Origin of the sequence: Fictibacillus sp. 18YEL24, from assembly GCF_015903855.1 — a bacterium.
Taxonomy (GTDB): Bacteria; Bacillota; Bacilli; order Bacillales; family Fictibacillaceae; genus Fictibacillus; species Fictibacillus phosphorivorans_C.
This window is the reverse complement of sequence record NZ_JACZDT010000009.1, coordinates 27,880-48,950: the sequence shown is the minus strand read 5'-3', so window position 1 is coordinate 48,950 and position 21,071 is coordinate 27,880. Positions and strand designations below refer to the sequence as shown.

General features: G+C 38.2%; 19 protein-coding genes and 2 riboswitches. All 19 genes read right to left on the bottom strand.

Translation table 11 applies throughout. The annotated features are described in order from the left end of the window. Nucleotides 1-6: 6 nt before the first annotated feature. Nucleotides 7-831 carry a hypothetical protein gene (locus HU823_RS20340; RefSeq protein WP_197223224.1) on the bottom strand — a complete coding sequence of 275 codons (825 nt, stop codon included), beginning with the start codon at nucleotides 829-831 and terminating at the stop codon, nucleotides 7-9. Nucleotides 832-842: 11 nt separating this feature from the next. Further along, nucleotides 843-2,027, bottom strand: coding sequence for a hypothetical protein (locus HU823_RS22025; RefSeq protein ID WP_231607585.1), 1,185 nt, complete (start codon nucleotides 2,025-2,027; stop codon nucleotides 843-845). Nucleotides 2,028-2,053: 26 nt separating this feature from the next. After that, the gene (locus tag HU823_RS20325) at nucleotides 2,054-3,436 is read right to left on the bottom strand and encodes a vWA domain-containing protein (RefSeq protein ID WP_197223221.1); all 1,383 of its coding nucleotides are present in this window, start codon (nucleotides 3,434-3,436) and stop codon (nucleotides 2,054-2,056) included. Between the two features lie 91 nt (nucleotides 3,437-3,527). Then, on the bottom strand, nucleotides 3,528-3,719 hold the full coding sequence (locus tag HU823_RS20320; RefSeq protein WP_197223220.1) for a hypothetical protein: 192 nt from the start codon (nucleotides 3,717-3,719) through the stop codon (nucleotides 3,528-3,530). An 86-nt stretch (nucleotides 3,720-3,805) separates the two neighbouring features. After that, entirely contained in the window at nucleotides 3,806-4,738 is a 933-nt protein-coding gene (locus HU823_RS20315; RefSeq protein WP_197223219.1) for a type II secretion system F family protein, read from the bottom strand. A 4-nt stretch (nucleotides 4,739-4,742) separates the two neighbouring features. After that, a complete protein-coding gene (locus tag HU823_RS20310) occupies nucleotides 4,743-5,669 on the bottom strand; it encodes a type II secretion system F family protein (RefSeq protein WP_197223218.1) in 927 nt (308 codons plus the stop codon). Then, nucleotides 5,647-7,020 (bottom strand): CpaF family protein, encoded by a 1,374-nt coding sequence (locus HU823_RS20305; RefSeq protein WP_197223217.1) that lies wholly within the window; start codon nucleotides 7,018-7,020, stop codon nucleotides 5,647-5,649. Before HU823_RS20305 ends, HU823_RS20310 begins: the two co-directional genes overlap by 23 nt. A gap of 15 nt (nucleotides 7,021-7,035) precedes the next feature. Beyond that, on the bottom strand, nucleotides 7,036-8,184 hold the full coding sequence (locus HU823_RS20300) for an AAA family ATPase (protein ID WP_197223216.1): 1,149 nt from the start codon (nucleotides 8,182-8,184) through the stop codon (nucleotides 7,036-7,038). A 42-nt stretch (nucleotides 8,185-8,226) separates the two neighbouring features. Continuing rightward, complete coding sequence (gene cpaB, locus HU823_RS20295; RefSeq protein WP_197223215.1) at nucleotides 8,227-8,988, bottom strand: Flp pilus assembly protein CpaB; 762 nt, start codon at nucleotides 8,986-8,988, stop codon at nucleotides 8,227-8,229. Nucleotides 8,989-9,405: 417 nt separating this feature from the next. After that, complete coding sequence (locus tag HU823_RS20290) at nucleotides 9,406-9,945, bottom strand: hypothetical protein (RefSeq protein ID WP_197223214.1); 540 nt, start codon at nucleotides 9,943-9,945, stop codon at nucleotides 9,406-9,408. A gap of 72 nt (nucleotides 9,946-10,017) precedes the next feature. Further along, a complete protein-coding gene (locus HU823_RS20285; RefSeq protein ID WP_197223213.1) occupies nucleotides 10,018-10,551 on the bottom strand; it encodes a hypothetical protein in 534 nt (177 codons plus the stop codon). A 61-nt stretch (nucleotides 10,552-10,612) separates the two neighbouring features. After that, on the bottom strand, nucleotides 10,613-11,152 hold the full coding sequence (locus HU823_RS20280) for a hypothetical protein (RefSeq protein WP_197223212.1): 540 nt from the start codon (nucleotides 11,150-11,152) through the stop codon (nucleotides 10,613-10,615). A gap of 40 nt (nucleotides 11,153-11,192) precedes the next feature. Next, nucleotides 11,193-11,720, bottom strand: coding sequence for a hypothetical protein (locus HU823_RS20275; protein WP_197223211.1), 528 nt, complete (start codon nucleotides 11,718-11,720; stop codon nucleotides 11,193-11,195). Nucleotides 11,721-11,847: 127 nt separating this feature from the next. Further along, nucleotides 11,848-12,594, bottom strand: a complete 747-nt coding sequence (locus HU823_RS20270; protein ID WP_197223210.1) for a prepilin peptidase — start codon at nucleotides 12,592-12,594, stop codon at nucleotides 11,848-11,850. 161 nt (nucleotides 12,595-12,755) lie between these two features. Next, on the bottom strand, nucleotides 12,756-14,054 hold the full coding sequence (locus tag HU823_RS20265) for an NCS2 family permease (RefSeq protein ID WP_197223209.1): 1,299 nt from the start codon (nucleotides 14,052-14,054) through the stop codon (nucleotides 12,756-12,758). Between the two features lie 325 nt (nucleotides 14,055-14,379). Beyond that, a riboswitch (purine riboswitch) is annotated at nucleotides 14,380-14,481 on the bottom strand. Nucleotides 14,482-14,583: 102 nt separating this feature from the next. Further along, entirely contained in the window at nucleotides 14,584-16,140 is a 1,557-nt protein-coding gene (guaA, locus tag HU823_RS20260) for a glutamine-hydrolyzing GMP synthase (RefSeq protein ID WP_171005669.1), read from the bottom strand. Nucleotides 16,141-16,276: 136 nt separating this feature from the next. Beyond that, nucleotides 16,277-16,378, bottom strand: a riboswitch (purine riboswitch). Between the two features lie 40 nt (nucleotides 16,379-16,418). Next, complete coding sequence (locus tag HU823_RS20255) at nucleotides 16,419-18,617, bottom strand: transglutaminase domain-containing protein (RefSeq protein WP_197223208.1); 2,199 nt, start codon at nucleotides 18,615-18,617, stop codon at nucleotides 16,419-16,421. Further along, nucleotides 18,604-19,875, bottom strand: coding sequence for a DUF58 domain-containing protein (locus HU823_RS20250; RefSeq protein ID WP_197223207.1), 1,272 nt, complete (start codon nucleotides 19,873-19,875; stop codon nucleotides 18,604-18,606). Before HU823_RS20250 ends, HU823_RS20255 begins: the two co-directional genes overlap by 14 nt. Beyond that, a complete protein-coding gene (locus HU823_RS20245) occupies nucleotides 19,875-20,849 on the bottom strand; it encodes an AAA family ATPase (RefSeq protein WP_066391191.1) in 975 nt (324 codons plus the stop codon). Before HU823_RS20245 ends, HU823_RS20250 begins: the two co-directional genes overlap by 1 nt. Nucleotides 20,850-21,071: the final 222 nt, after the last annotated feature.

The window sequence follows — 21,071 nt, the reverse complement described above, 5'->3', positions numbered from 1 at the left end:
TCTTAATTAATTTCTAAGCTGTGACAATAATGTTTTTTCGAACAAAATATCATTTTTATCATCGGTATTTTGGCTTAAAGCCTCTTGCCAATTAGAACGTTCAAAAAAAGCAACTTGGTTACCTTGAGGATCTTTTTCAAATTCTATTAAACTTTTCCTTAATCCAGATTGATACTTTTCCTCCGTCAAAAATTTAAATACATCTTCAGCTTTTGATGCTGTTTTTCTTTCATCACCACTTAAAGTATTCAAAACTGTACTAAGTTCTGTAGAAACACGGACAAATTGTTCTTTTGCCTTTATCTGAATATATAGATGTTTATACTGAAGACGTGTAAATTCTTTCATTAGTGATGTTATATTGTCTAACACAGTTTGATCTAAGATGCCTTCTTTCATCATTTCATTAAATATTTTCATAGCTTCTGGTTGTATTTCTTTAATTCTTTTATAACCATCATCTAATTCTTGAATATTGTTGATAGCAATCTCAATATCATCTTTACTTGTTGTAACAAACGGTTTAATCTCATTTAAAAGATTTATCGTATCTTTAAAAATCGCTGTCGGTTTATTACTTTCTGCTTGTCCTTGTTCATGAAGAGCAAACATATACGAGTTAAATGCCATAAACATTCTATACGGAGGAATTGCTTCATCCCTGGAGGCGACATCTCCATCCTCTCGTAAAACTAAATAACCTTTTGTACTACCTAATTTGTTATAAGCCGCTACGCGAAAACGAGATTCCTTACAAATAACTGTATACTTTGCTATATCTATTGTTTCTAAGAATCGTTTATACTGTTTAAAATTTGTTTCTAATGACATAATTCATCTCCTTAACCAAATAGTGACCCTATACCTTTAGCAATATTCTTTACACCATCACCAACTGATTTGACAGTGTCTTTGGCGAATTCGTAGGTTTTTTTTGCTGCTTTCGCTATTGTTTTACCATGCTTTACAACCATTGCACCACCGTAGAGGACAGCTCCACCAGCAATAATAAATGGTGCAGCAGCTTGAACTCCAGGTATAGCAGCGGCTACAACCCCTGCATTCATAAGTGTACTTCCTATGTTACCAACCATATCCACCGTTTTTCCTTCCTTATATGACTGGTAAACATCATAACCGGAAGTAAGAGTTCCTACAGCCGCTAAACCGACATTTAATTTAGAAACAATTCCAGGTACAGGAGGGGTAACACTAGGTGGGGTTGGATTGAAGACTCCTCTACTAGTAAAAAACTCTCCTAATTTAGAATTACTGATCATACTCCAACTATCTTTCATTGCCTTTGCAGCAGGAGCAATATTATTAGATATGTCTTTTGCGTCGTATGCCATATCAAAAGGAGTCTCAAGAATAGTGTCTTTTGATAAGTTCTTCGCAAACAAAAGAGCTGTACCTAAACCGAAACTTTTTAGATTACTCGCTGTTGTATCTACTGCTTCTCCACCTTCAGCAATTATCAGGTCACGAGCGGCTTGGTCTTCAAGCATCTTACTAGCAAATGCAAATTGATCAGTAAAAACCTGACCTACCCATTTAATGTTATCCCATGTTTCTGATTCATCTTTTTTCTTTTTGACACTTTCGTCTTTACCTGGTGATTCATCTGTTGAACTAGGATCAGTAGATGAATTATTTTCAGGATTTGATGGATCGGTGTTATTGCTTGGTCCTTGTGGATTATTTGGATCTACATTACCAGGGTTACTCGGGTTGTTGGGATTGTTTGGGTCTAGTGGGTTATTCGGATTGTTTGGATCTACCGGGTTATTGGGATTTGTATTGTTATTCGGATCTTTCTGAAAAGAATCCTTTTCAAAGGAGTCTTTTTCAAACGTATTACCCTCCCAAGTGTTTCCTTCCCACGGATTACCCTCAAACTCTTTACCTTCCCATGGATTACCTTCCCAAGGATTAATAGACGCAAATGCAATAACAGGAGTAAATTGAATAATTAGTAGTGTAAAAACAGCAAAACCGGCTAAAAAGGGTTTTAATCTTGTTTTCACCTCATAATCTCCTTTCAGTCTATCTTTTAATTTTTGTTATACTTCTCATTTATTGATTTTTTCATTTCTTCAAAGGATTTTTCGTTCATGGTACTTAAATATTCTTCTACCTCAGTGCCTGATTCATCTAAGAATGTTTCAAATTCATCTTTCTTTTCTCGTAGAGCTTCTCTTTGCTCTTTCGTAATATAATCACTATTAGCAAGGAAAGTAATTGAGCCACCTAAATTATTTGTTAACGTAATTTCTTTATCATTCCACTCATTTTTAAAGCCCAATGCTTCAAAGGACCGTTCCACTTTTACAGCATCTGCTTCACGGAGAGAATCTTTTTTCCACTGTTCCCAGCGTTTTGCAATCTCTTCAATCCGTTTAAATTCGTTGTCCAGTTGCTTCTGATCGCTAATATCTGAATAGATGCCATCAGCAGCTTTAGCTACCTCTTTTAATTGCTTTTGTCCTTCAGCATCTACATTAAACCCTATAACATTTAAAATTGGTGATATGTTTGAATCAGAAAGTTTTTTTGCAGCAGCAACCGGATCGCCATCACAGGTTTCAATACCATCACTTACAAGAAAAACAATATTATTATTATTCTCAGCTGGATACTTTGATAAATCTTTCTGAGCTTCTTCTAATGCAAGTGTAATAGGTGTCCACCCTACTGGTTGAATAGGATCTAAAGCCTGTTTAAATTTAGACGAGTCATATTGAGCGACTTCGTAGACGAGATCTGAACTACTGCATGAGAGCTTTTTATCTGAATCTGATCCACTACCTTTATGACCGTATACTCTTAAACCGACTTTGGCATTGTCCGGTAAAGCTCCTAAAAAATTGTTTATAGCACTTTTTGCAAGTTCCATCTGTGTTTTTCCATTTACCGTTTTTGCCATACTTCCACTTGCATCTAAGACTATTTCAACATTATAGTTCTCTTTAAATTGATACCTTTGATCTTCAATATCAGGGCTACCAAAAGAATACAATTCCCACTTATCAACAAGAGTGGCAGGATCATCAAATCCACTCCAATAAAGTGCTACTAAATTATTAAAATATAAATCTACTGTTTCCTTATCTGCATTTTTTGGTAACTTTGGCATTGTTTTTAATAATTGCTTTTGAGTTTCATCAGAGCCATACAGTGATGTACCTGCCAAATCCCCATTTGGGTATGTAAAGATCTCGTTAGTAGAAGTGGGGAGAGGTGTTACGTCAGTATTTAGTTCTTTTTCTTCACTTTTATCCTTTTTTGGAGGCTCTTTGTCTTTTTGCTCATTATTTTGAGCCTTTTCTTGGTTATCACCATTAGTGCTGCTCTCTTTATTAGAACAACCTACTACTAAAACTACTAATAATAGAAAAATAACTACTAGTAAATATCTTGTTTGTTTGAGTAACATTTACACTCCTCCTTGTATTATGTAAAGGCACAACTTACAGCAATACATGCTGTAAGTTGTGCGGTTTATGAGTGAGCGATGTAAGTATTACTTAACCGATATCATCTACCATTTCTACCAGTTTCTTTTTAATTGCATCTCCAAAAGCAGTGTCTCCACCAAATACTTGTGAAATCATTCCTACAATAATTACAATTACAGCAGCAATACCTAACCACTCAAGTGATTGTGATCCTTTTTGATTAGATAGTTGGTTCATTAATTTTACATACAAATTCATCATTTTTGTTTCCTCCCAAGAATGTAAGTTTTTAGTTTTGTACATGTTAAATGGATAGACCCGGTTAATTCAGTTCACCTCCGTTAAGACTAAAGAAAGTTAAATAGACTATCATCTCCAAAAAACATGTTTAATATCATCAAACCGGCAATCATAATGATTGCGGTTGGTGCAACAATAAAAGTAGTAATTAGTGTGACTTTAGGTGAAGCTTTCGCAGCTTTTTCTTTTGCTAATTCTCTCCTGATCACTCTCATATCAAGAGCTTGCGACTTAAATGTTGTAGCGATAGGTACTCCAAGCTTCTGACCTTGAATTAGAGATTTGATGAGTGTCTGAAACTCAGGATTATCGTTTCGGCGAAGAAGCTCACGATACGCGTCTTCTCTAGGAACTCCTAGACTAATTTCTTGGTTAAATCTTGAAAACTCTTCGTTGATTGGGCCTTGAAAGTATTTAACTACTTCATTAAGAGTCTTATCAAGACCAATACCCGCTTCTAAACTAACGCTGACTGTGTCTAAAAAATCAGGTAAATCATACCGTAACTCTTCTTGTCTTTTCTTTGCTTTGCTTTTCAGCCACATAATGGCACCAAAGTAACCAGCTAAAGGAAGAACAATTACACCAAACTGAGAAAATGGTAAGCCGAGAAGCAATCCTATAAGTCCTGCTCCGAATCCTACGATTGTAAAGAACATCTTTGTACCTTGAAATCTTTCAACAGTTAAATCATAAGGATAAGCAGCTTTTCTTAACCAATCTTCTACATCATGAGGTTCACTGAAAAAATTTATCCGTTGCCCAAGTGAAGAGAAATCATCGGCATACTTTAAAACTCTTTTTATCAATTTAGAACTAGGTGTTTCTCTTTTTCTTACATTAAAGTGGTAAGTATCAGTTACTTCCCTAACGTGAGTGATTAAAGCTTGTTTCTTTTTTTGATAAACATATAGATTATACAAACCTATGATTAGTAAAAACCATAGTAAGAAAACGGAAATAATAATTATGGCATCCATCTAATTACACCCTTATATTGGTTACTTTTCTAACGAGGAAGAAAGTTAGAAATGTTCCTACTATAAATAGTACGAGTAAAATAATTCCTGGTAAGGTAGATAACGGTGCCAAGAAATCGTCCATAATAGTATTCATGATTAAAATGAGAAATATGGGTATCATTGGCAAAATATATGAAATGTATCTTTGTTCTGCTGTCATCGTTTGAATGGTTTGGTTTAATATTTTCCGATCTTCAAGGGTTTGGGCCATACCATCTAATATGGAATGAAGATTCCCCCCCGCTCTTTTCTGAATAAGGAGGGTTGCAATAAACAATTTAAAATCACGAGACGGAATTCTTTTCTGAAAATTAACCATTGCCTTATCAAAATCCACGCCTAGTCTAATTTCATTAGCCAGTCTCTTAAACTCTCCGCCTGCCGGATTTGCCACTTCTCTTGAAACAAGCTCTACACCTTGCGTTATGGTCATCCCTGCTCTCGCGGCATTTCCAAGTAGGCGACAAACTTCAGCTAATTGTGAATCGAATCGTTGTTGATACTTGTTTTTTCGAATAGCAAATAATGAATAGTACGTTATTACAACTAATGCTACAGCAATTAACAAATTGATTGGCATGTGTATATTAAACATGGTGCTTGAAAGAACGGTAATTGCCATGCCACCAACGATAAGCATTGAGTAAAATTCAGAAGGCGTTAATGGAACATTGGCTTGTTGGAGCTTTTCATACATTTTGACCGCATAGGGTGATTGATCGAATCGATCTCCTAAAACAACTAGATAACTTTTTCTTTTTTCTGTTGCTCCATACCAAGATTCCGTTTTTCTTTTCCATTCTTTCTTTTGTGCTCTATAACCTAAGAAGCTATAAATTCCAAATATTAATAAAAGTACTGCTAAACTAAATAGAACGGCTATAGTCATGGAGCTGACCTCCTACCGGCTTAAACATTTCTTCATCTATATCCAATCCAAAAATCTTTAATCTTTCCAGACATTCAGGGATAATTCCAGTAGGTGTAAAATGCCCTTTCACTTCTCCTGAACTTCCCATACCAGTTTTTTTGTATTTGAAAATTTCATTAATCTGCACCTTACCTTCTGAATCAGTTACTAATTCAGAGATAGATACAATCTTTCTTTTACCATCCGTTAATCTTTCACCCTGAACAATAAAGTCAATGGCTCCTACGATATATTCACGAATGACACTTGTAGGCAAGTCCATCCCTGACATGATTACCATCCCCTCAACACGCCCTAGAGCATCACGAGGTGAGTTAGCATGGACTGTTGTTAACGACCCTTCGTGACCTGTATTCATGGCTTGCAACATATCAAACGCTTCAGGTCCACGAACCTCACCGACGATGATTCGGTCAGGACGCATCCTCAGTGAGTTTTTTACAAGTTGTCGAATCGTAATTTCCCCTGATCCTTCAACGTTAGCAGGTCTCGCTTCCATTCCTACTACGTTTGGTCGATTCAGACGTAATTCAGCAGAATCTTCTATTGTTATAACGCGTTCATTGAAAGGGATGGAACGGGCAACACCGTTCAATAAGGTTGTCTTACCACTACCTGTCCCCCCAGAGATGATAATATTCATTTTTGCTGTAACGATTGCTTGTAGAAAAGTGCTCATCTCTTCGTTTAAAGATTCAAGTTTAATTAACTCTTCCATCGTTAACGGATCTTTTCTAAATTTACGAATTGAAACTAGTGTGCCTTTTAAGCTAACTGGTGGTATTACCGCATTTACACGACTCCCATCATGTAACCTGGCATCAACCATCGGAGAACTTTCATCAATCCTTCGTCCTAAAGGTGCAACAACTCGATCAATGATATGCCGCACATGTGCTTCATCTCTAAATTTCAAATTCGTAAGCTCGAGTCTACCTTTTTTCTCGATATATACTTCATCGTGACCATTAATGAGGATTTCTGTTATATCCGCGTCATTTAACAAAGCTTCTAAAGGACCGAATCCTACAGATTCATCTATTAGCTTAGTCAATAATTTTTCTTTATCACTTCTTGGAATAACCACTTTTTCTTCTTGCATAAACTGTGTGACTACACGTTCAATGGCTGATCTCATTTCTGCTCTAGACAAATTGGTTATTTGATCTAAATTTGACTCATTCAATAACCGGTTTTTATAGTGCTCCACTAATTCATCAATAAAAGGGTTATTATAAGAAGAAAAACTTTGCTCTTGATTAGAACTGTCGTTAAATGTTTCAGAAATTTTTCTATTAAAGAGCGACATATACGTTTCTCCTTTCTACTTCAGTGTTGAAGCAACCCATTTTTTAATGCCTTTAGCAGCAACCGAGATTTTCTTTTCATTTGGCTCTTTTCTAAGTGGAGTGCTATTGTTTATTGCAGTTTGTATCCCTTTAAGATCTCGATTAATCTCTGCCACAACCGGTTTTGTTAAAAGGCTCTTAAAATCTTTAATCGTAAGTTCGTTCTCTTTGCCCACTTGATTAAAAACAAAGAATAATCGGTTTTCTGTATTAATACTCAATCTATTAAATAGCTCTTCTGTGTTTTTGTATACTCTTAATGATGGTGTATCTAAATTCATAACATAATAGATTAAGTCTGATTCTTCTAATGCCGTAACGTTTACTTCATTCATATAAGCGGGGAGATCTACAATTACATAGTCATAAGCTCTTCTACAAGTTCTTAGTAGCTTAGATATAAACTCCGTGTCTACCATTTCAGCTGATTCTGCGTCACAAGGACTTAGCAATACTTCTAATGATGAAAACTTTTCTTTTTGAGTAACGTTTTTGATATGTCCCTCATTTAATTCTTCTATAACAGGTTTCAAATCAACTATGGACCTACTCTCATCCAATCCTAGAAAAGCTTCTGCTCCGCCATATTGAAGATTTAGATCTATAAATAAAACTTGTGCAGTTGAATCTAGTTTTAACGTTTGTGCAAAAGATGTGGATAACAGTGTCTTTCCACTACCGCCTTTTCCGCTATAAAAAGAGATAATAGTACCTTTGCCTTTTTTAAAGCTTTGTGCGTTTCCTTCTTGTTTCTTATTTTGTTCGATGACCTTGCAAACCTTTTCTAATGAATCATGCATAAGTGTCTGTTCTTCTGGAAGGACAAAGAAATCAACTGCTCCTACTCTTATAACTTCTCGTAACAGTTCAAAGTCAGGTACATCTGAAACAAAAATAATTTGCACAGATGGATTGATAGAATGTATGCTCTGAACCATCTCAACACTCTGTTCCAACGTCAGTTTAGCCACAATCGCAATATCAGGTGCCAATCTATCTATCTCTTTCGCCATTTGGAACGGCAAAACATGTTCTACCTTTTCATATTCAAGTAAAGAGTTACTGATGTTTTCTTTTAGTAGTGTATCTTCACTAATGACCACAATTTTTTGACGCGTATTCATTTAATGAACCTCCAGATCATGTTACTTTTCTGATGAATAAAGCTATTCTTTTTTTGGTGCTGGCGCCGGAGCTGGTTTTGCTGCTGGCTTAGGTTCAGCAGGTGGTGTTTTCTCTGGAGCTTTTGGTGCTGGCGCAGACGCTGGAGTCTCAGGTTTTGGTGCTTCTGGCTGCTCTTTTTTATCTGTTGATTCAGATTTACCCACGTTTGCTTTTAATATTCGAACACTGTCAGCATAATTCTGCATATGGATAAGTTTAGCTGCATCTTCTACAGATACTTCAAGACGTACACCTTGAAACTTTTCGCCTTTCTTAGCTACCATTGAAACAAGTACATCACTCATAAATAGTTCTGTTTTTGGTTTTTCTTCAAATTTGTGTGAAACGATAATATCCACACGATCAGAAATTTCCAGCTCTTGATCAAAGCTTACTTTTTCAGAAGGAACCATAGTAACTAGTCTGTTATTTTGATCTTGTACATTTGAAGCTTCTTTTAACATGCTGGTTGTTATGATGTCATTTTTGGATAATGGAACGATTGAAACCATATTAGCTAATTCTCGTTTATCGACAATATGTTTATCCGTAATAAATTTATTAGGAATTTCTATGGTTTTAACTTGGCTCGGCTTAATCAGTTCACGAGATATAATTTCAGTCTTAGCTACATATACAGGGGTTGTATCACCTAGTTGGTTATTAAGCGCTTTGACTTTCTGGAGAAACATAACTCCAGCAAGGATAGCTAATAACACAGATAAGGTAATAAAAATAATGGCTTTTCTTTTGGACTCAAGCATTCTTGTGTTTGACCTCTCTCTCTAAATTGCTATTTCGATAAAATTTTAGGTTTAATTATAGAACTCGCCAATTTTCTATGCCAAAACTATCACATATTTTCCAAGAGCGTCAACCCCTCTAATTCCTTGGCTCATAAAGGTTTATAGGACTTATCCACAACCTTCTTACTATCCTCCTCCAATCTTCGACTCTTTTCGACAACCCTACAAAATAACTATACTAGGAATATAATCATAACTAAAATACATAAATAACCATTAATGCTAAATTTTAATTTCCACTAAAATGACAATCCAAAACCTAAAAAGCTGCAATCAAAGGGTTTTCATACTTTTGAACTAATCTTTAATTACTAGGAAAAAAGGCTCAAATATGAAAAAGACCATCTAAACTTGTGTTTAGATGGTCTTTCCGTTTTACTTCTTTAATTCCCCCAACCATTTCCACGAGTAACCTGGGTTCCAAGTATCATAATTAGTATTTTTGATTTCCTTTTTTTCACCAGGTTTTATAGTAATCGTTTCCGTAACATGAGTAAATAACTTTTTGTCTTTCTTGTTCCTAATCGTAATTTCCACTTTTCCTTTATATGTAGATTGTTTATTAAAATTAGCAACATAAATATTATATGAAGTATACCTCTTTACTTTTTCTGGAGTTACAACAAGTTCCAAATTTTTATATGACTCGTTTTTCGGATCCCCACGGTCTTCATAAGTTTCTTCAAGTAATTCAAAGGCTTCTTTTTTCAAATGTTCATCCTTGAGATCTACAATTGCCATAATTCCATTTATCACTAGTAAACAAGTAGCAATACAACCAACTGCCCAATAAATACCTTTTTTTGTTTGGTTCAAGTTTTTATAATAGCTAAATGATCCAACAGCAAGAAAAACGCCAAACATTAACGCTCCAAAATTAAACCAAAAATGTAAAGGATCAAAATCCACTTTCATCTCCCATTTTTCCTTTTCAACTTATAATAGTTGATGAATGTCATTGATGATCCTAATAGAAAAATATTATAACTATTTTTTTAGCTCTCCCAACCATCTCCACGAATAGTTTGGGTGCCAAGTATCGTAATTTACATTTTCTATTTGCTTTTTTTCACCCGGTTTTATAGTAATCGTTTCCGTAACATGAGTAAAAACCTTTTTGTCTCTCTTGTTCCTAATTGTAATTTTAGTTTTTCCCTTGTATGAATACTGTTTATTAAAATTAGCTACATAAATATTGTATGAAGTAGAACTCCTGTTTTTATCTGGAGTTACAACAAGTTCCAAGTTATCATAAGACTCGTTATTCGGGTCACCACGTTCTTTAAAACTTTCGTCTAGCAGTTCAAAAGCTTCTTTCCTCATATGCTCATCCATAATTTCAACAACCTTAATAATTCCATTTACAAAAATTAAACAAACCGTCAAAGAGCCAATAAACCAACGAATAGCTCTGCCAGTTTGATTTAACTTCCTATAATGAATGAATGCGCTAATGGCTACAAATAATCCTATAGATCCCACGACAATATTACCCCAAAAATATAAAGATTGAAAACTCATACACATCTCCCCTCCTATTTAGAGCAAATATTTAAGTTAGTGATGTTTTAATTTCGTACTATTATTTCTTAAGATCACCCAACCATTTCCAAGAGTAGCCTGGGTGCCAAGTATCATAATTAGCATTTTTAATTTCCTTTTTTTCACCAGGTTTTATAGTGATTGGCTTTGTAACATGTGTGAAAATTTTCTTATCTTTCTTATTCCTAATCGTGATTTCAATTTTCCCTTTGTATGTATACTTCTTGTTGAAATTAGCCACATAAAAATTATAAGCCGTAAAACTTCTAATTTTTTCAGGATTCACAACAAGCTCTAAATTTTTATAAGACTCGTTATTCGGATCTCCACGGTCTTCGTATCTTTCATCAAGCAATTCAAAGGCCTCTTTCTTCATATGTTCATCCATTACATCTGAAACCTTCATAATTCCATTCATCGCTAGTAAACATGTTGCTATACAGCCAATTGCCCAATAAACACCTGTTCTCGTTCTACCTAACTTTTTATAGTGAACGAATGAGCTAATGGCTAAAATAAGTCCCAAAGCCAAAGCCCCCATATTAAACCAAAAATGCATAGGATTAAAGATCACTTTCATCTTCCTTTCTTTTCAACGAAACACATTCTTACCTTAATATTTATTTTAGTTTTCCAATCCATTTATAGGAGTACTTGTCAGAATATTTAGGTCCCTTGTATGAATCAATCATCCTCTTCTCACCTGGCTTGAGCGTTATCTGTTCAGTTTTGATTTCCCCAACTTTTTTGTTTTCATCTTTTACTGTTATAAGAATCTTCCCAATAAAAGTTGCTTTTTCATTAAAATTGGCGACATAAACTGCATAATATCTTTTACTACTTAGATTGTACCTTTTAATGGATAATTTTAAGTTTTTGAAGGTTTCTTGATCTGGAATTCCTTCTTCTTTATATTTTTCTTTCATTTCATTAAATGCATTTTTTTCTCTACGATCATCAATGAAATTGGAATATACAATTACTCCATTAAAAAAAATCATAACTCCTATAAAGACAGCAGTTCCCCAGAGTTCAGCTCGAATTTGACTAACTTTTTCTTTCTTTTTCTTTTTGTAATAACCTATTCCAAATATTAATGCTAAAATGAACGCTAGTATATTCGTAAAAATAATTAACCACATTTCCAACAAAACCTCCTAACTTAACCCTCTTCTATATGTAACTGTAATCCACATTAACCTTCAAACCACTCTAATTTTCATACCCTACTTACGCTCAATCCAAATCAAAGTTTCGACATAAAAAAAGTTGAGGTCAAAAAATCAACCCCAACAACTCTTCACTATAATAAATCGTCACTAACGCACCTACCGCTAAATATGGTCCGAACGGGATTGCGGTCTTACGGTTATATTTCTTCGTTACTAATCCTACGATTGCGACTAATACTCCGACGATGGACGCGACCATCAGTGTTAGATATGCTCCTTGAAAACCGAGTACGAGTCCTAATACGCCCATCAGCTTAATATCCCCACCGCCAATTCCGCCTTTTGAGAGAACGGCTAACAACAATAAAAATAAAAATCCGAGCAAACTTCCGACGGCAGCGTCTACCCAGCCTCTAGGTTCAAAGATCCCCTGTAACGCTAGGAACCACACGAAAAACACAATCAGCACTTTGTCTGAGATAATAAAGTACAACAAGTCGGAAACGGTAATGATGGCGCATAATAAAACGAGTGAACAGGCTAACAACAATTCAATAGAGAAGCCGTATTTTATGTATGAAAAACTATAAAGAGCACCAGTTGCGAGTTCTACCATCGTATATAAAAGAGGGATCCCTTTCTTACATGATTTACACTTTGAACCCGCAGCTACAAATGAAACGATGGGAAACAGCTCGTACCATTTTAATTGTCTTTCGCAATGGTCACATTGTGAACGTTCTACATCTACGATCTTCATTCCCTTTGGCAGACGATAGCCGATCACTCCGCCGAACGAGGCTAAGACGGCTCCTACTACAAAAAACCAAACGCTCCACATTGCTTCCATTTCCCACTTCTCCCTTAATCTTCTTTCTGCACACTATTATAATGAAGAAACTTATTTTTTGCATCTCTCTTCCTTAAAGTTATCGGCTATCTTTTTTATTTGTTTTCTGGCACATACAAAAAGGAATGCCCGAAAACGGACATTCCAACGAATCTTTTTCTCTATTCGACTAAGAAAACGAAATAGCTGATGAAGACGACGAAGAGAACCCACATGATCGGGTGAACTTCTTTAAAACGTCCTTTTACTGTCATTGTCAGTGGGTACATAACGAATCCTAGTGCGATCCCTGTTGCGATGCTATATGTGAGCGGCATGGCAATCAGCGTTAAGAATGCTGGTACTGCGATTTCTAAACGGTCCCACTTGATCTTGCTTAGAACGGATACCATTAGTACACCGACGATAATAAGCGCTGGTGCTGTTACAGATGGTGTTACGACAACTAATAATGGTGAGAAGAAAAGAGCTAATAAGAACAACCCACCTGTTACAACGGATGTGAATCCTGTACGTCCACCCGCTGCTACACCTGAAGCTGATTCGATGTAAGCTGTTGTTGAAGATGTTCCAAGGATCGCACCAACTGCGATCGCTGATGAATCGGCAAGCAAAGCTTTACCTGCACGCGGCAGTTTATTGTCTTTCATAATTCCGGCTTGTGATGCTACTGCCATCAATGTTCCTGCCGTATCAAAGAAATCAACGATAAAGAACGTTAGAACAACGATCATCATATCTATGGTGAAAATTTGATCAAAGTGAGAGAAAGCTTGTCCAAATGTTGGTGCAAGACTTGGAATCGCTCCTACAATTTGGTCTGGCTTATTGATCAAGCCCGTAAAGATACCTACTACAGCTGTGATTACCATTCCGTAGAAGATTCCTCCACGAACGTTTCGGATCATCATTAAAATCGTGATGATGAATCCAAAGATGGCAAGAAGTGTTGGACCTTGTGTTAAGTCACCAAGAGAAACCAGTGTTGCTTTACTTGGCGCGACGATTCCTGCGTTTTTCAATCCGATGAATGCTATGAACAGTCCGATACCGGACGCTGCAGCAAATTTAAGATCTTCCGGGATTGCGTTTATAATCGTTTCACGAATTTTAAATAATGTAATAAAAATAAAGATTATTCCAGACATCAATACGCCAGCCAGTGCTGTTTGCCACGGAATATCCATGACCAAGACTACTGAGTAAGCGAAGAATGCGTTAAGTCCCATACCTGGAGCAAGTGCAATCGGATATTTTGCTACGATTCCCATGAAAAGTGTTCCTAGGGCCGCTGCAAGTGCAGTTGCCGTGAACACGGCACCCTTATCCATGCCAGCATCGCCTAGAACGGAAGGGTTAACGAATAAAATGTAAGCCATCGCAAGGAACGTTGTTAATCCTGCTGTTGCCTCTTTCTTGTAAGAAGTGTTGAACTCCTTGAAACCAAAATACTTTTCCATCTATATATCCCCCTATACCCTGTCTACGTATAAAATCGTAAAAGCTTATTTTACTGACTTATGGGGTTTGAACTTTGCATCATTGTAGTTGATTGGAGCGCAAGGTGCGAGACTCCTGCGCGACGAGTGGGACAGGTGAGACCCTTAAAGGCGCAAAGCGGCAAGGGGCTCACCGCCCGCCCCGCGGAAAGCGAAGCACCTGGAGCGGAAATCAACTACTTTCAAAAGCAGCTTTGTTCAAACAAAAAGACCCAAGGGACGAGCCCTTGGGTCTGAATACGTAAGAGTTAATGAAACGTGGCCTATGCAAAGAGAGCATGTGCGCCATGTTTCAAAAATCCTTCGTAGTCAGACCATTTACGGCAGTCTGGTAGAAACTTTCGGGCCATATCCCCGAATTTATACGTAGGAAATACATTTAATTTTTAATTACTACTTGAGTATAGGTCGAACTTTGTCGTACGTCAAGCATTTTCACGAATGATTTTATGTTATTTTGCAATAATCGTTCGTGTTTTCGCTTTCAAACCTATTCCCACTCGATTGTTGCTGGTGGCTTAGACGTAATATCGTACACCACGCGGTTGATGTGATCGACTTCGTTTACGATACGAGTAGAGATCTTTTCTAGTACGTCCCAAGGGATACGTGCCCAGTCAGATGTCATTCCGTCGATAGATGTTACCGCACGGATACCGATCGTGTAATCGTACGTACGAGCGTCACCCATAACACCAACACTACGGATGTCAGGTAGCACTGTGAAATATTGCCACACTTCACGCTCTAAGCCTGCTTTTGCGATCTCTTCACGAAGAATGAAATCAGACTCACGAACGATCTCTAATTTTTCTTCTGTAATCGCACCAAGTACACGGATTCCTAGACCAGGGCCTGGGAACGGCTGACGCCAAACGATGTGTTCAGGAATGCCAAGCTCTGTACCTACTTTACGCACTTCATCTTTAAAGAGTGTGTTAAGAGGCTCGATCAATTTGAACTGCATGTCTTCAGGAAGTCCGCCAACGTTATGGTGAGACTTAATCGTTTGTGCAGTTGCTGTACCGCTCTCTACGATATCTGTGTAAAGCGTGCCTTGTGCAAGGAACTCGATGCCTTGTAGGTTTGACGCTTCTTCATCAAATACGTAGATGAACTCGTTACCGATAATCTTACGTTTCTTCTCAGGATCAGAAACACCTTCAAGCTTGCTTAAGAAACGTTCTTTTGCATCGACTTTGATGATGTTGATGTTGAATCCTTCGCTGAATGTTTTCATAACTTGATCAGCTTCATCTTTACGAAGAAGTCCGTGATCAACGAAGATACATGTTAATTGGTCACCGATTGCTTTATGAACAAGAACAGCTACAACAGATGAATCAACGCCACCTGACATCGCGCAGATGACTTTTTTGTCACCTACAACGTCACGGATCTTTTGAATTTCGTCTTCGATCCAGTTTTCCATCGTCCAGTTGCCTTCACATTCACAAACAGATTTTACGAAGTTATCAAGAAACTCGATACCGTACTCTGAATGACGAACTTCTGGGTGGAATTGTACGCCGTAAAGTTTACGAGATACATCACTCATCGCCGCTACAGGACAAGAAAGACTTGTTGCGTCCGTTACGAAACCTTCTGGTGGTGCAACAACTAAGTCACTATGGCTCATCCATACTACTTGTTGTTCTGGAAGTTTTTCATATAACTTGTTCATGTTTGTTACTGTGATCTCTGCTTTACCATACTCACGGTGGCTCGCGCGCTCTACTTTACCGCCGAAGTGGTAGCTCATCAACTGCATACCATAACAGATTCCAAGCACTGGGATATCCAGATCAAAAATAGCTGGATCACAAGCTGGTGCTCCTTCTGCATAAACAGAGTTAGGTCCACCAGAGAAGATGATTCCTTTTGGATTCATTTTCTTTATATCTTCCGCCGTTGTCGTGTGCGGATGTAATTCACTGTATACTCCTAAGTCACGGATACGACGTGCAATCAACTGATTATATTGTCCACCGAAATCTAACACAACGATCATTTCACTCATTACGTGCAAATCATTCGTTACGCTCATGTACTTCACCCCATCTATTATTATCAGCTATAGTATCCGTCAGCTTGTCTATCTTTACACTTTCTTTATAAAACAAAAGAATTCTACCCTTGTTTTCCACATACAAAAACAAAGGCAGAATTCCTTAAAATGTAGCTATAAAGAATCCTGCCTTCATAGTCAGGTCATTTTCGGCAACCCGGTAGAGACTCTCGAACCTTATTATCGAGGATATACGAAGGAGAATATTATCTGACACTATAATCTTAAAGACATTCTAACAATGCCAGTTATAGCGGTCAAGGGCGGATTCTTTTAATTAAATTTTCCCACAATTCTTTATGAAAATCATTCCACAAATCTGACTGCTTTTTCGGACTGAATTGAACGCCTTCATAAGCTTTTGCGAGAATCCTCATGTCCTTTGAATCAAGCTCTCTGTCAACATATAGAGCATACTCTCTTAACGTAAAAGCAGGTCGTCTTTTTATGCCATAAACCTTTAATAGCCACATCAAGCGTTCAAAGGCTTCTTCAAAGCTATCCGCGCCTTTTTTGTGTTTGTAGCGCCAAATCGTGTACTGACGAAGCCATTTTTTGCGGAACAGATAAGCGAGAGCTGCAATCACAACCAAGCTAATTAATAATATAACCGCTAGCGTTCCAAGTGAATTCAAAATTGAACTTGAACCTGTTTTTTCTCCTGAAGCAGCGTTATCGTCCTTCGTTAAATCTTTTTCAGGCTTGTCTGGTTGAGTTGGAACTGGTGCAGCTGGTGTTGAATCTTTCTCTTCACTTTCTGGTTCGAATGGATTATCAAATCCGCGCGTAGGCTCGAAAGGAACCCATCCGATTCCTGAAAAATACACTTCTACCCAAGAGTGAGCGTTTGCGTTGGTTACGGTATATTCACGTAGACCGTCTTTACCTAGTGCCTCAAAGGTTCCAGGAGTGAAGCCTTTAACCCAACGAGCAGGTATGCCGACAGAACGCAGCATCACGGTCATCGATGTTGAAAAGTTATCGCAATACCCTTTTTTCGTTTCAAATAAAAACTGATCGACGTAATCTTCATCGCGTTTTGGAACCGCAACTTCAATCGTGTTATAGCCATAAGCGTTCTTAGCAAAATAGCTTTCGACCGTTTTAACTTTATCGTAGAGCGTTGGTTGGTCCGCTGTAACTTCTTGCGCAAGGTCTTTTACCCGTTGTGGCAGTGTTTCAGGCAGCTGCAGGTAATTTTCTGTTATTTCTTCGGGGTATTGATCGGTTGAAGCTTTTAGCTGCTCTTCTTTTATAACAGGCAGCTGATAGTCCATCTCGTATTCCGTAAGCTTCTCTTCTCTTCCATCTTGAAAGGTAGAAATTTTTCCGTTCACACCATCTAATTGATAACTGATACCCGAATCCGCTTGAATGTTGGTCAGCTTTCCTGGAATCATTAAAAATGAGTATTCTTTTCTTTTTTCCGCTTCAATGCGTGCTTTATGGTCTTTCATTTCTAATCCATCTTCCCAGATTCTCGTATAATTCGTATCGGCTGAAGGATTATCTGCTTCTAAAGCGATCGCCTGAGTCGGAATCTTATTCTCCCACCCTTTACCGGTATAGAATTCTTTCGTTTCGATCCGCCAATAATGCCTTCCGTTATCATAAGCGGTGAAGATTGGCGTATAGTCGAACTCAAACGGCCCACCAAGCTGGCTGTCGTTTTCACCATAACCAATCTTTGCGATACCAGGACCTTTCCCTAAACCTTCTTCATCGCCTTTCCCAGACAGATTCTGAAGAAACGGAACAGGATCTGGCCAGATCGGAGATGCTTTTGGTGCAACATATCCGAGAACTGACGACAATGCGATAACACCAGAAAGTGGTGCCACCCAGAGCACAGGAAACTTTCCTTTTAAAAGAGAGAAGCCTTGCGTTTCAATAATTTTCATCATTCTTAAAATACCGACCAAGATCAGTCCGATGAAAACGGTACGGATGATCGCGAACTTCCCATCATAGACCGTAAATGTATCGAGTATCGAAATGTAGATCACCGTAATTAAGAAGAACAGAAAGATTCTCCGGGTTTGGACGAGCCAATAATGCATCAAATAACTAACGAGCCAGAGTAGAATAAAGAACAATAAACTCCTTGATAGCGATGTCATCTCATCCCAGTTTTGATCGGAAAACAGCCCCAGATTGTATTGAATGTCTTCGATTAAAAAAGGAACCCATTTAAACGACAAGAAGACATCAAAGAAGTATAGAGAATGAAGCGCATATAACATCGCTCCTAATTTCACCGGAAATGAGATCCAGAACGGAAGTTGAAAATACGTTACGATAAACAAAAAGAGCGTGTACATTACGAAAATCTGGATATCGTTCGTCGTCGTAAGCTCTTTAAGTGGTCTTAACCACTCCCATAAAAGAAGAAAGCCTAAGGCGTACAGAACTAAGACGTGTAGTGTTGACGCTTGCTGCTGATTAGATTGAGGCATACGTGCCACCTGCCTTCAGCGATTCGTTAAAGTCAGAACCAATCATCGGTGTTACAAGCACACCGAACTGTCTGATTCGAGAGATATACGTGAGTTCTTGACTCTTAAGTTTAGAATCAAGCGCTAAGTAAAAGAAAATCACGTTCGTTTGCTGTCTAGATGCGATAAGCTCGAGCGTTTTCATCGTGTATTCAGAAAGGTTCGGCGAAATGATAAGCGCCGTTTTACCTTCCATAAAGCCTGCCATGTATTCTTGTTTCAATCGTTCTTCAAACGGCAGCTTCACGTCTGATTTTACTTTTGCCAGTTCGTGAAGAATCCGCCATTCTTGGTCGGTCCCTATGTTCATCGGGATCTCTTTTCCAGATAGCGGATGATAGCCGATCGAACCACCCTTTGAAATCGCATAGTGAACGATCGATGCCGCAAGTGAAACGCCGCGTTCAAACAGCCAATCGTGCGTGCCGTAACTCTTTTCACAATGATCAAGCACAATCACAAAATCATCGTTCCGCTGCTGTTCGAACACTTTTGTCAGCAGCTTGTTCGATCTCGCACTCGCTTTCCAGTGCAGCCAGTTCATACGATCGCCGGCCACATAATCACGCACACTGACCGTTGATGTATAGTCGGAAAACGAACGCTTCCCGACTTTTTTCATACCGGATTGAAGCATCTTTCCCGCTTCCCACCGCTCGATATCTTGATACTGCGGGTACACAAAGATCTGGTCTTGAACGGAAACACTCGTACTTTTTAAAACAAAGCCAAAGATATCTCCTGTACTGATTTGAATCTGATCAAATTTAAATAACCCACGCGGTGCAGGATTAATCGTATACGAAAATTCTAGGTTTTTGCGGAACAACGGTAACAGCAAAATACGAGACTGGATCTGATGCGTATTGCCCTCGTATCGCGTTTCACGAAGCAGCACCTCTGGCAGAAGGTCCTCTAACACAACATAAAAGAGTGGAAAGTTGCTGCGTCGTTTGATGACAATTGTCACTTCTATTTCTTCGCCTGCCATCAGCTTGGTTTTAGAGATATATCGCTCCACTTTTAACCGTTGTATCGGATAAAAAGCCATCGTAATGGAATAAAGTACGAGCGGAAGAACACTGTAAAATAGAAACCAGCTTACGAAGCCTCCCTGAAACATGGCAAAAGAAAACGTAACAAGCAGTAAGAAGATGATCCCTGAAAACCCGATCGGCGTTTTATACCGCTTCCGAAATTTATGAAGAAACGCCTTCATTATGCATGCTGTTCCTTATGAATAGGTGCTGGCACACGGGCCAAAAGCTCATTGATCACTTCTTCAGCTGAAACCCCTTCAAAACGAGCTTCCGGTTTTAATAACACACGATGAACAAGAACATACGGTGCTAAGTATTTCACATCATCAGGGATTACAAAATCACGGTTCATCAGAAGGGCAAAAGCCTGTGCTGCCTTTAATAACGCAAGCGACCCACGCGGACTGACGCCTAGCGCAATGGACTTATGATTACGTGTACGATTGATCAGGTCGACGATATATCGCTTGATTGAATCTGATACGTAGATGTTCTTCACGGCTGTTTTCAGTTCTGAGATCTCTTCAGGTGAGATGGCTGGTTTAAGGAGGTGGATCGGGTGTTCGTTTCCGATCACGTTCAATACGTTAAACTCTTCCTCTGGAGTCGGATATCCCATCGTCAGCTTCATTAAAAAGCGGTCAAGCTGTGCTTCTGGAAGCGGATAAGTTCCTTCGTATTCGATCGGATTTTGTGTGGCCATAACTAAGAACGGATCGGGCAATATGTGCGTCTGCCCATCAACCGTCATGCTCATTTCTTCCATGGATTCAAGAAGTGCCGATTGTGTCTTCGGTGATGTACGGTTGATCTCATCAGCGAGAATGATGTTTCCTACAAGAGGACCAGGCCGAAATTCAAAACTCATATCTTTTTGGTTATATATCGATACTCCCGTCATATCAGACGGCAATAGATCTGGTGTGAACTGGATGCGGTTAAAGGTTAGGCCCAGGGATTTAGCGATAGATCGCACCATCATTGTTTTCCCTACTCCTGGTACGTCTTCAAGTAAAACATGTCCCCCTGCTAATAACGAAACAAGCGTCAGCTCTGTGACCTTTTTCTTACCTACCATAACTTTTTCTACGTTTGCGATAACCTCTCTAAGTTGAGGATGATATTCAAATGTCTTTTCATTTCTAGCGTTCATGATAGACTCCCCTCTAACATTTCTGTCTCTACATTATTTAATTTTTTCTTTCTTTTAAATATTCTCATCACACAGACGATATTCCTTGTTTTTTTACAAAAAAAGAGAAGATTCGATATAAGTGAACAAATAAAAAAAGATGCACCCTATACAGTGCACCGTAATCGTACTTTCTGATGTTGTTTTGCGTTCTTAAACTCTAATTTCCCAAGCTTAATAAGT

What these genes read in the sequence shown, in the direction of transcription:
- HU823_RS20305 (WP_197223217.1), bottom strand. Translation starts at nt 7,020, where the DNA reads ATGTCGCTCTTTAATAGAAAAATTTCTGAAACATTTAACGACAGTTCT.
- HU823_RS20255 (WP_197223208.1), bottom strand. Translation starts at nt 18,617, where the DNA reads ATGCCTCAATCTAATCAGCAGCAAGCGTCAACACTACACGTCTTAGTT.
- HU823_RS20245 (WP_066391191.1), bottom strand. Translation starts at nt 20,849, where the DNA reads ATGAACGCTAGAAATGAAAAGACATTTGAATATCATCCTCAACTTAGA.
- HU823_RS20265 (WP_197223209.1), bottom strand. Translation starts at nt 14,054, where the DNA reads ATGGAAAAGTATTTTGGTTTCAAGGAGTTCAACACTTCTTACAAGAAA.
- cpaB (WP_197223215.1), bottom strand. Translation starts at nt 8,988, where the DNA reads ATGCTTGAGTCCAAAAGAAAAGCCATTATTTTTATTACCTTATCTGTG.
- HU823_RS20250 (WP_197223207.1), bottom strand. Translation starts at nt 19,875, where the DNA reads ATGAAGGCGTTTCTTCATAAATTTCGGAAGCGGTATAAAACGCCGATC.
- HU823_RS20320 (WP_197223220.1), bottom strand. Translation starts at nt 3,719, where the DNA reads ATGATGAATTTGTATGTAAAATTAATGAACCAACTATCTAATCAAAAA.
- HU823_RS20340 (WP_197223224.1), bottom strand. Translation starts at nt 831, where the DNA reads ATGTCATTAGAAACAAATTTTAAACAGTATAAACGATTCTTAGAAACA.
- HU823_RS20285 (WP_197223213.1), bottom strand. Translation starts at nt 10,551, where the DNA reads ATGAGTTTTCAATCTTTATATTTTTGGGGTAATATTGTCGTGGGATCT.
- HU823_RS20280 (WP_197223212.1), bottom strand. Translation starts at nt 11,152, where the DNA reads ATGAAAGTGATCTTTAATCCTATGCATTTTTGGTTTAATATGGGGGCT.
- HU823_RS20325 (WP_197223221.1), bottom strand. Translation starts at nt 3,436, where the DNA reads ATGTTACTCAAACAAACAAGATATTTACTAGTAGTTATTTTTCTATTA.
- HU823_RS20300 (WP_197223216.1), bottom strand. Translation starts at nt 8,184, where the DNA reads ATGAATACGCGTCAAAAAATTGTGGTCATTAGTGAAGATACACTACTA.
- HU823_RS20270 (WP_197223210.1), bottom strand. Translation starts at nt 12,594, where the DNA reads ATGGAAGCAATGTGGAGCGTTTGGTTTTTTGTAGTAGGAGCCGTCTTA.
- HU823_RS20290 (WP_197223214.1), bottom strand. Translation starts at nt 9,945, where the DNA reads ATGAAAGTGGATTTTGATCCTTTACATTTTTGGTTTAATTTTGGAGCG.
- HU823_RS20310 (WP_197223218.1), bottom strand. Translation starts at nt 5,669, where the DNA reads ATGACTATAGCCGTTCTATTTAGTTTAGCAGTACTTTTATTAATATTT.
- HU823_RS20315 (WP_197223219.1), bottom strand. Translation starts at nt 4,738, where the DNA reads ATGGATGCCATAATTATTATTTCCGTTTTCTTACTATGGTTTTTACTA.
- guaA (WP_171005669.1), bottom strand. Translation starts at nt 16,140, where the DNA reads ATGAGCGTAACGAATGATTTGCACGTAATGAGTGAAATGATCGTTGTG.